The organism is Mesorhizobium sp. M5C.F.Ca.IN.020.29.1.1, assembly GCF_003997375.1.
Lineage (GTDB): Bacteria > Pseudomonadota > Alphaproteobacteria > Rhizobiales > Rhizobiaceae > Mesorhizobium > Mesorhizobium wenxiniae.
Genome location: NZ_RZSW01000156.1, coordinates 1 through 11,707, shown reverse-complemented (window position 1 = coordinate 11,707; position 11,707 = coordinate 1). Strand labels below are relative to the sequence as shown.

Annotated in this window: 9 protein-coding genes and 3 pseudogenes; 7 read left to right on the top strand and 5 right to left on the bottom strand. The window is 63.1% G+C overall.

The window, feature by feature from the left end; genetic code table 11:
- From EOA85_RS14780 to EOA85_RS14750, 7 genes and pseudogenes are all read left to right on the top strand, one after another.
- Positions 1-233, top strand: a pseudogene (locus EOA85_RS14780) (ABC transporter substrate-binding protein); the annotation flags it as partial.
- Positions 234-305: 72 nt separating this feature from the next.
- Positions 306-1,199 (top strand): ABC transporter permease subunit, encoded by an 894-nt coding sequence (locus EOA85_RS14775; protein WP_245316077.1) that lies wholly within the window; start codon positions 306-308, stop codon positions 1,197-1,199.
- Positions 1,196-1,990 carry an ABC transporter permease gene (locus tag EOA85_RS14770; RefSeq protein WP_127209949.1) on the top strand — a complete coding sequence of 265 codons (795 nt, stop codon included), beginning with the start codon at positions 1,196-1,198 and terminating at the stop codon, positions 1,988-1,990. The genes EOA85_RS14775 and EOA85_RS14770 overlap by 4 nt, the downstream gene beginning before the upstream one ends.
- Positions 1,991-2,018: 28 nt before the next feature.
- Positions 2,019-3,083, top strand: coding sequence for an ABC transporter ATP-binding protein (locus EOA85_RS14765; protein WP_127209947.1), 1,065 nt, complete (start codon positions 2,019-2,021; stop codon positions 3,081-3,083).
- A 157-nt stretch (positions 3,084-3,240) separates the two neighbouring features.
- Positions 3,241-4,790, top strand: a pseudogene (locus EOA85_RS14760) (sodium:proton antiporter).
- A 97-nt stretch (positions 4,791-4,887) separates the two neighbouring features.
- On the top strand, positions 4,888-5,814 hold the full coding sequence (locus tag EOA85_RS14755; RefSeq protein ID WP_127209945.1) for an endonuclease/exonuclease/phosphatase family protein: 927 nt from the start codon (positions 4,888-4,890) through the stop codon (positions 5,812-5,814).
- Positions 5,811-6,656, top strand: a complete 846-nt coding sequence (locus tag EOA85_RS14750) for an EamA family transporter (protein ID WP_127209943.1) — start codon at positions 5,811-5,813, stop codon at positions 6,654-6,656. The genes EOA85_RS14755 and EOA85_RS14750 overlap by 4 nt, the downstream gene beginning before the upstream one ends.
- A 1-nt stretch (position 6,657) precedes the next feature.
- Here the strand turns inward: EOA85_RS14750 and EOA85_RS14745 are convergent.
- The 5 genes and pseudogenes from EOA85_RS14745 to EOA85_RS14725 form a co-directional block, all read right to left on the bottom strand.
- Positions 6,658-6,954 (bottom strand): annotated as a pseudogene (locus EOA85_RS14745) (Dabb family protein); the annotation flags it as partial.
- Positions 6,955-6,981: 27 nt separating this feature from the next.
- A complete protein-coding gene (locus tag EOA85_RS14740) occupies positions 6,982-8,610 on the bottom strand; it encodes a GMC family oxidoreductase N-terminal domain-containing protein (RefSeq protein WP_127209941.1) in 1,629 nt (542 codons plus the stop codon).
- A 12-nt stretch (positions 8,611-8,622) separates the two neighbouring features.
- Positions 8,623-9,384: a 3-ketoacyl-ACP reductase gene (locus tag EOA85_RS14735; RefSeq protein ID WP_127209939.1), complete on the bottom strand. Its 762-nt coding sequence runs from the start codon at positions 9,382-9,384 to the stop codon at positions 8,623-8,625.
- Complete coding sequence (locus tag EOA85_RS14730) at positions 9,381-10,883, bottom strand: GMC family oxidoreductase (RefSeq protein WP_127209937.1); 1,503 nt, start codon at positions 10,881-10,883, stop codon at positions 9,381-9,383. Before EOA85_RS14730 ends, EOA85_RS14735 begins: the two co-directional genes overlap by 4 nt.
- Positions 10,884-10,886: 3 nt before the next feature.
- The coding region (locus EOA85_RS14725; RefSeq protein ID WP_127209935.1) for an ATP-binding cassette domain-containing protein at positions 10,887-11,707 on the bottom strand (821 nt) is incomplete at its 5' end.

Sequence of the window (11,707 nt, the reverse complement as noted above, 5' to 3'; positions counted from 1 at the left end):
GAGACAGTCTCTATTCGGACGAAGGCCAGCTGGGCTGGCTGAAGGGCTACTGCCACCCGATCCGCTTCAATGATCTCGCCAAGAAGGGCGTGATCCCGAAGGAGATGCTGGACAAGCTGCCGGCCGCCGAGAACTACGAAAAAGCGATCTTTCCAACCTTGGAGGAACAGAACGCCGCCAAGAAGGAAATCAGCTCGAACTGGGATGCCATCGTTGGCGCCGTCGTGAAGTAATTCATAGGGCGCCGGCCGTTCGCCGGCCGGCGCCCTATGCCAGACTTCGGGAATTCCATGGCAGACTCCACAATGTCCCAGACAGCCCGCGTGAGTCCTGGCGCGCCGGAGATCAGCCGCCTTCGGCTGCCACTGCATTGGTTAGGCGTAACTCCGTTCTTCGTTTTCGCGCTGGTCTTTCTGATCTTGCCCACTGTAGGGCTGATCGCGGGCGCGTTCAAAAATGCAGCCGGCGACTATACGTTCGACAACATCATAGCGTTGTCGCAACCCAAGCTCGCCGCAGCCTATTGGGTATCCATTCAGATCAGCTTTGTCTCTGCGGTCCTTGGCGCCTTGATCGGCCTGGCCATGGCGGTGGCAGTGGTTCGCGGAGGCTTGCCGCCGTGGTTACGCTCGGCAACCTTGACCTTCTCGGGCGTCGCCTCGAATTTCGCGGGCGTACCGCTGGCATTCTCGTTCATCGCGACGCTAGGTCGGCTCGGAGTGGCGACGATCCTGTTGCGTGACGTTTTCGGCATCAACATCTATTCGCTCGGCTTCAGTATCTTTTCGTTTTGGGGCCTGATTCTCACCTATCTCTATTTCCAGATTCCATTGATGATCGTCATCATCACGCCGGCGGTCGATGGGTTGAAGAAGGAATGGGGCGAAGCTGCCGCCACGCTCGGGGCAACCAATTGGCAATATTGGCGCATGGTGGTCATTCCGGTGTTATGGCCGAGCTTTCTCGGTACGACGGTCCTCCTCTTTGCCAATGCCTTCGGGGCGGTCGCAACGGCCTATGCACTGACGGGGCCGTCACTCAACATCGTGCCAATCCAGCTGTTCGCGCAGATTCGCGGCGACGTGCTGTACAATCCGAATCTAGGCTACGCGCTTGCGTTCGGCATGATCGTCATCACCGGCCTGGCCAACCTATTCTATATCTTGTTCCAACGGCGAGCCGAACGGTGGCTGAAATGAAGCAAGGCAGCCGCTTTTGGGCTTGGCTCGTTTTTGGCGTGGGAACCACTTATTTTGTCCTGCCGCTTTTGGCGACCTTTGAATTCTCTTTGCGTAAGCGGCGAGGGGAATACTCCTTTGACGCCTACCGCTCAGTCTTCGGAGATCCGAATTTCCAGACTACATTTACCTATTCCGTCGTTGTAGCGATCTTCACCATCCTTTTGGGCGTGCTGCTCGTTGTCCCGACGGCCTACTGGATACGGCTGCGGCTACCGAATCTGCGGCCGGTCGTAGAGTTCATAACCCTGCTGCCGCTGGTTATCCCCGCTATCGTCATCGTCTTCGGCTACATCAGAATGTTCGGTTCGAATTCAACGCTGCCTTTTCTGGCGACAGCGCGCGGCACCGATGCTTTGCTGGTCATCGGCTATGCAGTGCTGGCGCTGCCTTATATGTACCGGGCAGTCGATACCGGTCTCAGGACCATCGACGTCAGAACGCTCACCGAAGCCGCACAAATCCTCGGCGCCGGCTGGACCACCATAATCGCCCGCATCATCCTGCCAAACGTACTGATCGCTGTCTTATCCGGTGCGTTCCTGAGTTTTGCCATCGTCATCGGCGAGTTCACCATGGCCTCGCTGTTGAATCGCCCAGCCTTTGGCCCCTATCTGCAGAACATCGGCGCCAACAGTGCCTATGAGCCGTCGGCACTGGCGCTCATTTCGTTTGCCATCACCTGGGGCTGCATGTCGCTGATCCAGATCCTGTCGCGTTTTGCGCCGCGATCGGCGAACCGGCCAAACTGATCGAAAAGTACTGACCGAAAGAAAAGCCATGGCCGAGCCATTCCTCTCCATCCAGCAGGTGCGAAAAGCCTTCGGCGCCACTACCGTCGTGCAGGACTTCAATCTCGACGTCGAGCCGGGCGAATTTGTCTCCTTCCTCGGGCCATCGGGCTGCGGCAAGACGACGGTACTGCGCATGGTCGCCGGCTTCGAGGAGCCGAGCGCCGGCAAGATCGTGGTGGCCGGCAAGGACATCACCCGGCTCAAGCCCAACCAGCGCAATGTCGGCATGGTGTTCCAGGCCTATGCGCTGTTTCCGAACCTGACGGTGGCGCAGAACATCGGCTTCGGGCTGAAGGTTGCGGGCATGCCAAAGGCCGATGCCGACAGGCGCGTTGCCGAGATGCTCGAGCTCATCAAGCTGCCGCAGATGGGCGACCGCTATCCCTATCAGCTCTCCGGCGGCCAACAGCAGCGTATCGCGCTGGCGCGGGCCATCGCGCCGAAGCCGAAGCTCCTGCTGCTCGACGAACCGCTGTCGGCGCTCGACGCCAAGGTGCGCGTGTCGCTGCGCGAGGAAATCCGCTCGATCCAGAAGAAGCTCGGCATCACCACCGTCTTCGTCACCCACGACCAGGAAGAGGCGCTGTCGATCTCCGACCGCATCGCCGTCATGTATAGCGGCAAGGCCGAGCAGGTCGGCACGCCGTTCGAGATCTACAACCGGCCGGCGACCAAGTTCGTTGCCAATTTCGTCGGCACGCTGAACGTGCTCGAAGGCACCGTCACCGACGCGGCGTCGGGCAAGGTGCGCGTCAACGCGCAAGAGATCTCGCTGCAGGGAAAGCTTAACGGCTCCAAGTCCGGCGACACGCTGTCGCTGGCACTGCGGCCCGAGGCGATTTCGCTCGGTCGCCATCCCGGCCGTGACGCCAGTCTTTCGGGCGAGATCACCGAAGTGCATTTCCTCGGTTCGGTCATCCGGGTTCGCGTCGGCATCGGCGGCAGCACGGTATCGCTCGACACGTTCAACAGTCCGGCCACCCCGCCGCCCGCCGTCGGCGAAAAGGCCGAGATTTCCTTCTCGTCGGGCGACATGCTGGTGCTGCATTAGGGGAAAAGTGAATAGTGAATAGCAAGAAGGCGCTTTACGCGCCGAAACGTCTCTGCATGCAACCATTCACCATTCACCATTCACCATTCACATTAGCCAAAGCCGGTCGCCGTTTTTTTGCAGTGCCAATTGCCCGGCTTCACCGGTACGGTAGGGGATGGCGCTTTTCGAGCTGACCCTTATTCTTCTGCTGATCGCCGTCGCGCTTACGGCGCTGTCGCGGCGTCTCCAGGTTCCCTATCCTTCGTTGCTGGCGTTGGCGGGCGCCGGCATCGCATTCCTGCCGTTTGCGCCGACCATCGAGATCGATCCCGAACTGGCGCTCGCTTTGTTCATCGCGCCGGTGCTTCTCGATGCTGCCTACGACACGTCGCTGCGCGATCTCAATCGCTACAGACTGCCACTTGCCTTGCTGGCGCTTGGCGCCGTCATTTTCACCACTGCTGCCGTGGCGCTTGTCGGATGGACAATGGCAGGCTTGCCGATCGCCGCGGCAATCGCCCTCGGCGCGATCGTGGCGCCGCCCGATGCCGTCGCAGCGTCGGCCGTGCTTGGACAGTTCAAGGTGCCGCATCGCGTCACCGCGATCCTGCAAGGAGAAAGCCTGCTCAACGATGCCACGGCACTCCTGATCTACCGCATGGCGGTTTCCGCTGCTGCCGGCTCCATCCTGCTGAGCAGCGCGGTTCCGATGATCTTGCTGTCGACGGTCGGCAGCCTTGCCGCTGGTTATATGCTCGGCCGGCTGTCTCTCGTCACCCTCAGTCGCATCAGCGATCCGGCAAGTGGCACGGTGGTGCAATTTGCCGGGACTTTCGGCGTCTGGATCCTGGCCGACAGGATCGGGCTCTCCGCCATCATTACGATCGTCGTCTATGCCATGACCATCGCGCGCACCGCGCCGCGCCGCATGCCGGCCAGAAATCGCGTCAGCTCCTACTCGGTTTGGGAGACGGCTGTCTTCGTGCTGAACGTTCTGGCCTTCGTCCTGATGGGACTTCAGGCACGATTGATCGTCGGCCGGCTGGCCGAGCAGGGGCAGGTTGAGGCGTTGGTCTTCGCCGCAGCCGTGCTGGCTGTCGTCATCGTCTCGCGCCTTGTCTGGGTTCTGGGATGCGGCGCGATCATCAGGTGGCTTGCCACCTTCGGTGACGCGGAACGGCAGGCTGAAGCCCCGTCGTTCCGCGGCGGCGTGCTGATCGGCTGGTGTGGCATGCGTGGTCTGGTCACCCTTGCGGCAGCGTTTGCCTTGCCGGCCGACTTTCCGGGGCGCGACCCGATCGTGCTCGCCGCCTTCTCGGTCGTTCTCGGCACATTGGTGCTGCAAGGCATGAGCCTGAAGCCGCTGCTGCGCTTGCTGCGTCTCGATCCGGACGAAACTGTCGACCGCGAGGTCGCGCAGGCACGCGTCGCCATCATGCAGGCAGCGCTGGACGTGTTGAGCGGCAAGACATCGAATGCCGCGGCCGTGGTCCGCGAGCAATTTACCGCGCAGCGTACGATCGCTGAAAACCCGAGGACGCCCAGGCAGCGACCGAGTACGACAGATTGCGTCTCTATGCGATAAAGAGCCAGCGTGACGCGCTGGAACAGCTGCGTATCGACGGCACGATCGGCGATGAAGCGTATCATCGCCTGGAGGAGGAAATCGACTGGTCGGAGTTGGCCGCCTCTCCGCCGGGACGATTCCAGCCGCTGACGACTTAGCTGCGCGCTGTCTGGCCCAAGCTCTCTCCATCCGGCTGCACATTGCAACCAATCCGCCAAACCGCTACTGCCATCACGAAATTGAGCCGGTTAAGCAATGAAGCTGGTCAGCTACAACATCCAGTACGGTTTCGGCAGCGACGGCCGCTACGATCTCGCGCGCTCCGCCGAGGTTGTCGCTGGCGTAGACATCATCGCGTTGCAGGAAGTGGAACGGCACTGGCTGCGCAGCAACGAAGATGACCAGCCGGAAATCCTTTCCCGGCTACTGCCGGAATACCATTGGGTTTATGGGCCGGCCTTCGACATGGACGCCAGCGAGCGACATGATGGTCGCATCGTCAACCGGCGGCGGCAATTCGGCACCATGATCCTGTCCAAGCTGCCGATCGTCTGGTCGCGCCTGCACACGTTGCCGCTGCGCCGCACGGTGTGTCCCCTCAACACCCGCAACGCGGCGCTTGAATGCATGATCCGCACCCCTGCCGGTCCGGTGCGGGTGCTGTCGCTCCATCTCGCGCATATCGCCGTCGAAGAGCGGCTGGAGCAGATCGATTACCTGCTCGCCGAGCATCGCCGTGCACCGTCCGACGGCGGCCCGTGGAGCGGCGCCGATGACGAACCCGAGCGCAATTGGAGCAATGGCGAGCCGGAGCCGGAAAACCCGCTGGCGGCGATCTGGATGGGCGATTTCAACATGGAGCCGGGCAGCGCCGAGTGCCGGCGCATAGTCGGCAGCACGCCGTACCATCGCGGTGCTGCCTATCTCGACGGTTTTGTCGATGCCGCCGCTGTCGCCAGCGAACCGACGGCGGATTTCCATACCCATGTGAAGACCATCGACGGCAGGCTGGCAAAGCGCCGGCTCGACCATTGCTTCGTCGGCGGGATGTTGGCGGGCCGCGTGCGCTCGGTCAGTGCCGATATCGACGAAATCGCCTCGGACCATTTTCCGCTGCGGGTCGACATCGACCTGGAAACGCCGTTCACAACGGGGGCCGGAGGCGGGATGACCCGCCGATGAGCTTGTTCGTCTTCTTCGCGGTGCTTGCCGCCGCCGCCATGCACGCGATCTGGAACGCGCTGGTCAAGGTCCATCTCGACCGCTTCCTATCGATCACGCTGATGACGCTCGGCATGGGCGCCGTTGCGCTTCTGGCTCTGCCGTTTGTCGAGGTGCCGAAGTCGGAAGTGTGGCCCTATATCATCGCCTCGGTGGTCTTCCACATGGGTTACAGGACGTTTCTGATCGGCGCCTATAAGGCCGGTGATTTCGCGCAGACCTATCCGCTGGCGCGCGGCACCGCACCGCTGCTTGCAGCACTTGGCGGCATGGTGGTTGTCGCTGAAGTTCCGACACCGCTGGCCATCATCGGGATCGTTCTTTTGTCGGCCGGGACGCTGGTGCTGTCGTTTCGCGGCGGCGCGCATCTGGAAAGGCTGAACCCGCGTGCCGTCGGCTTTGCGCTGGGTACATCGATCTTCATCGCCAGCTATACGCTTTCAGACGGCAGCGGCGCGCGGCTGGCCGCAACTGCATCGAGCTATGCGGCATGGCTGTTCGTCTGTGATGCGGCATGGGCGCTGGTGATGTGCCTGATCTTTCGCGGACCAAAGGCGCTGCCGGTGCTGGCGCGCGACTGGAAGGCGGGCGTGTACACCGGCGTGCTCAGCGGCGCCGCCTACTGGATCGTGATGTGGGCGATGACCAAGGCGCCGATCGCCTCGGTCGCGGCGCTGCGCGAAACCTCTATCCTGTTCGCCATGATGATTTCGGTGTTTGCGCTCGGCGAGAAGATGACGGGATGGCGCGGTGCAGCCGTGCTCAGCATTGTTGCCGGGGTGGTCGCGCTGAGGCTCGGGTAAACTAAGCGCTTATATCCAGATCGAACACCATCAGCCCATCCGTGCCGCCTTCAAGCGCCGTGACCAGCCGGGCGCCGGCTCGGCTGTGAGCCTCATGCATCAGATAGGCGTCGCGTGCTGCGGCATCGCGGAAGTCGATGGTGAAGCCGTGCGTGAAGCCGCGCGCGAACGGATCTGGGCTGGTGTTGGCGCTGAATTCGAGCTTGCCCATGCCGTCGATCAGCCGTCGCAATGCTTCGAGAGCGGCATGGATTGCCGCTCGCTCGTCGTCGGTGTCGTCATTGCGGAATCGAGCGAAGACACAGTGCCTGTCATTCTTGGGATCTCATGCCGCTTGGTTGGTGGAAAACACGGCCGGCGGCAGCGGTTCGCGGCCAAGGATCAGATCGGCGCCTTTTTCGCCGACCATGATCGTCGGTGCATTGGTGTTGGAGGAGGGGATGCGCGGCATCACCGAGGCGTCGCAGACGCGCAGACCCTCGATGCCGCGCAGCCTGAGGTCGGGCGTTACCACGCTCATCGCGTCATAGCCCATGCGGCAGGTGCCGACAGGGTGGTGGTCGGTCTTGGAACTGCGGCAGGCATAGTCGAACAGCTCGTCGTCGCTGGTGAGTGTCCGTCCCGGCAGCACCTCGCGCAGCACGTAAGGGGCAAGCGCCTTCTGCCGCATGATCTCGCGCGCCAGCCTGAGCCCCTTGATCGACATGTCGCGATCGTGGGGATCAGCCCAGTAATTCGGATCGATCAGCGGACTGTCGGCCGGGTCGGCACTGTTCAGCCGTACCGTGCCGCGTGAACGCGGGCGCAGGAAGGCCGAGTTCAGCGTCACGCCCGGATTTTTCAGTTTCTCGACGCCCGCCTCGATGCCGGAGCCGAGGCCGAGATGGAGCTGGATATCGGGCGAGGCGGCGGTCGGATCGGCGTACCAGAAGCCGCCGGTCTCGAACAGGCTGGAGGCAACCGGTCCCTTCTTGAGCAGCAGATACTGCAGGCCGGCCCACACCGTCCGGTGCAGCTTGGCGTAGTTGTCGTAGGTGTGGTCGCCAGTGCATTCGGCAATGACGAACAGGTCGAGATGGTCCTGCAGGTTGGAACCGACACCGGGCAGGTCGTGGACCGGCGTCACGCCGACCGACTTCAGTTGGTCGGCCGGGCCGATGCCCGACTGCATCAGCAGCTTCGGCGAGCCGATGGCGCCGGACGAGACGATCACTTCGCGCTCGGCGCGCAGGATCGTCGGCTGACCGCCCGGCCTGTCGATGATCTCGACGCCGACGGCGCGGCCTTTGTCGATGACGATGCGCGTCACCAGCACATTGGTCCTGACGGTCAGGTTCTTGCGCTCGCGGATCGGCCTGAGATAGGCAACCGAGGCGGAGGAGCGCCTCGCGTCCTTCTGCGTCAATTGATAGTAGCCGACGCCTTCTTGGGCTACCCCGTTGAAGTCCGGATTGAACGGAATGCCTATCTCCTGTCCGGCGCGGAAATAGGCTTCGCAGATCGGCAGCGGCGCAATCGGGTTCGAGACGCCGAGCGGGCCCTGATCGCCGTGAAAATCGTTGGCGTAGCGCTGGTTGTTCTCGGCCCGCTTGAAATAGGGCAGCACGTCGCGATAGCCCCAGCCGACAAGGCCGTCTTCCTTCTCCCAGGCGTCGTAATCGCGGGCATTGCCGCGCGTGTAGATCTGAGCGTTGATAGAGGAGCCGCCGCCGATCACCTTGGCCTGCGTGTATCGAAAGACGCGGTTCTTCATGTGCCTCTGCGGCACGGTCGACCAGCCCCAGGCGGCAATGCCCTTGGTCATCTTGGCGAAGCCGGCCGGCATATGGATCAGCGGATGCCAGTCCTTGCCGCCGGCCTCGAGCAGCAGCACCTGATGCGAGGGATCTTCGCTCAGCCGGTTGGCGAGGACGCAACCGGCCGGGCCGGCGCCGACGATGATGTAGTCGGTCATGGCGTCACCTGTTCACAGCCTCGGCACCGACAGTGCGCCGTCGACATTGATGATCGAGCCGGTCGAAAAGCCGAGCTTGCCGCCGGCGAGTGCCGCCACCGCGGCGCCGACATCGGCGGCTTCGCCCCAGCGCTTCGCCGGCACCAGCCCGGCGTCGATCAACGCGTCGTATTTGGCCGTTACGCCTGATGTCATGTCGGTGCGGATGATGCGCGGCCGCACCTCGAACACACCGATATTTTCGGCGGCGAGCCGCAGCGCGAGGGTCTTTACCCACATCGAAAGCCCAGCTTTGGAGATGCAATAGTCGGCACGTTCGGGCGAGGCCATTTCGGCGCTGACCGATGTGATGGTGATGATCGATCGGGGGTAATCACCCGGCGTTGCAAGCATCGCCCTGGCAACGGCCTGGCTGAGGAAGACGGTGCCGCGCAGATTGATGCTGAGGATCCGGTCGAAATTGTTTGGTCTCAGTTCCAGCAGGTCGCCGCGCACGACCGCGCTGATGCCGGCATTGTTGATCAGGCAATCGATGCGACCGAAGGCGCTTGTCGCGGCATCGATCAGCGCTGCATGGCCGTCGAGATCGGCGATGTCGCCGCAATGATAGGCGAATTTCGCGCCGTGGGCGGTGATGTCAGCGGCAAGTCCGTCGGCGGCTTTTTCGGCAAGGTCCACGACAAAGAGGTCGAAGCCCGCATCGGCCAGCGCCGCGGCGCAAGCGAGGCCGATGCCGCGTGCGCCGCCGGTGACGATGGCTGCCGGGCGGGTCATGTGACAAGCTCCGTCTTGCGGATGTGGTCGGCGACGCGCAGTGCTTGTGCTGCGATCGACAGCGCCGGATTGACCGCCGCCGAGTTCGGCAGGAAGCTAGCGTCGACGACAAACAGGTTCCGGTGGTCGAACGAGCGGCAGAACGGGTCGAGCGGCGAGGTCGCCGGATCGTCGCCCATCTTGACCGTTCCGCACTGATGCGACGGCGTGCGCTTGTCGAAAGGCCGCGACAGGACGATCGGATAGCCGCAGGCACGGAAATTCTCGCGCATCACCTTGGTCAGCCCGTCGAGCGACTGCATGTTGGAGCGCCGCCACTGCATGACGATATCCTTGCCGTCGACCATGATGCGGCTTTCGGGATCGGGCAGGTCCTCGCACATCAGGTACCAGTCGACGGCGTGGCCGGCCATGAAGTCCAGCGCGAATTTGGGTGCAAGCCTGACGTTGGCCCTCAGGATATGGCCGTCGATCTTGCCGAGAAGCTGGACGTTGCCGAGCGGCTTGCCGCCTTTGCCGTCGGACAGATAGTAGTCGTTGAGCATCAGCGTCTTCTGGTAGACGGATGTGTTCCTGCGGCGCGGGTCGATCGCCAGCATAGCGCTCGAATTGTGGTTCATGAAGTTGCGGCCGACCTGGTCGGAACGGTTGGCGAGGCCCTTGCCGTCAGGAGAGGGCGAGCGCAGCAGGATGACCGCCGAATTGACCGCGCCGGCCGAGAGAATCACCAGTTTCGGCGTCACTTTCTTCAGCGTGCCATTCTGGCGATAGTGAACGGCGGCGATCGTTCTGACATCCGATGACGCTTCGAGATATTCGACATGGGCACCGGTCTCGAGCTCGACCTTCCGGTCGGCAAGTGCCGCCGCCAGCGGCCCCGTTTGGGCGTCGACCTTGCCGGCTCCGGTGTTGGGAAATGCGTCCCAGCCTGTCTTGCCGTCCTTTAGCCAGGCATCGATGTCGACGCCGAGCGGCAGCGATGCCGGGTGCAGGCCGAGGCCCTTGAGTTCGGCTCGGGCGCGGGCGATGGGCGGCTCGTCCGGCACCGGCCCGAAGGCATAGGGGATCGAGTGAAACGGCTCGGTCGGGTCTTCGCCGAGTGCGCCGCGCACGCGAAAAAGCTGCTCGGCTTTGGAGTACCATGGCTCGAACTCCTCGTAGGAGAACGGCCAGGCTGGTGAGACGCCGCCATAGTGCTCCATGGCGGAAAAATCTTGCCTGCGGTAGCGGATCAGCACCGCGCCATAGAATTTCGAATTGCCGCCGACATAGTAGTAGTTGCCGGGATTGAACGCAGCACCCCCGGCCTCGCGCCACATTTCCTTTGGCCGGTAGTGACCGTCGATGAAAATGGCGCGTGTGTCGCGCGTGTGCGGCGTCGTCGGCAGCTTCTCGCCGCGCTCCAGCATCAGGATCGAGGCGCCGCTGCCGGCAAGGCCGGAGGCGATCGTGGCGCCGCCGATGCCGGAGCCGATGATGACGATGTCCGGGTTTGTCATGGCCTAGACGATGCGGTTCTCGGTCGCCGGATCGAAGAACACCGCCTTGGTCAGATTGAAGGCGAGCGGCGTGACCGTGCCCGGCTGGATGTTGGCGTCGGCGCGTAGACGCGCCACCACAGCTTTGCCTCCCAGGTTGGTGACGGCGAAAGTGTCGGAGCCGGCCGGTTCCACGACCTCGATGTGACAGTCGGCGGTGGCGATGTTCGATGCGTTGCGTTCGGCCCCTTCGGGATCGGTCAGGGCCTCGGGGCGGACGCCGAAGATGATCGGTTTGCTGTGGAATGCCGACAGACCCGTCGGCGCATCGGCCAGCCGCAGCGAGATCGGCTCGCGCGCCTCGCGCTGGAGCACCACGGAAAGCGCATTGCCATTGCCGTCGATCGTCGCCGGGATCAGGTTCATCGCCGGCGAGCCCATGAAGTCGGCGACGAACAGGTTCGTCGGGTTGTTGTAGATTTCGGCCGGCGTGCCGAACTGCTGCACCTCGCCGTCGCGCATCACCGCGATTTTGGTGGCCAGCGTCATCGCTTCGATCTGGTCGTGGGTAACGTAGACGATTGTCGTGCCGGTGGTCGCGTGCAGCCGCTTGATCTCGATGCGCATATCGACGCGCAGCTTGGCGTCGAGGTTGGATAGCGGCTCGTCGAACAGGAACAGCTTGGGGTCGCGCACCAGCGCCCGGCCCATGGCGACGCGCTGGCGCTGGCCGCCGGAGAGCTGGCTCGGCTTGCGCTGCAAGAGGTGGCCGATCTGCAGCACTTTCGCCACCTTGTCGATCGCCTTCTGGCGCTCCGCTGCCGGGACGCCGCGCATCTCCATGC

Bases quoted from the DNA above. Each gene is read 5' to 3' on its own strand.
- EOA85_RS14740 (WP_127209941.1), bottom strand. From the start codon at position 8,610: ATGACCGACTACATCATCGTCGGCGCCGGCCCGGCCGGTTGCGTCCTC.
- EOA85_RS14730 (WP_127209937.1), bottom strand. From the start codon at position 10,883: ATGACAAACCCGGACATCGTCATCATCGGCTCCGGCATCGGCGGCGCC.
- EOA85_RS14755 (WP_127209945.1), top strand. From the start codon at position 4,888: ATGAAGCTGGTCAGCTACAACATCCAGTACGGTTTCGGCAGCGACGGC.
- EOA85_RS14735 (WP_127209939.1), bottom strand. From the start codon at position 9,384: ATGACCCGCCCGGCAGCCATCGTCACCGGCGGCGCACGCGGCATCGGC.
- EOA85_RS14750 (WP_127209943.1), top strand. From the start codon at position 5,811: ATGAGCTTGTTCGTCTTCTTCGCGGTGCTTGCCGCCGCCGCCATGCAC.
- EOA85_RS14770 (WP_127209949.1), top strand. From the start codon at position 1,196: ATGAAGCAAGGCAGCCGCTTTTGGGCTTGGCTCGTTTTTGGCGTGGGA.
- EOA85_RS14775 (WP_245316077.1), top strand. From the start codon at position 306: ATGTCCCAGACAGCCCGCGTGAGTCCTGGCGCGCCGGAGATCAGCCGC.
- EOA85_RS14765 (WP_127209947.1), top strand. From the start codon at position 2,019: ATGGCCGAGCCATTCCTCTCCATCCAGCAGGTGCGAAAAGCCTTCGGC.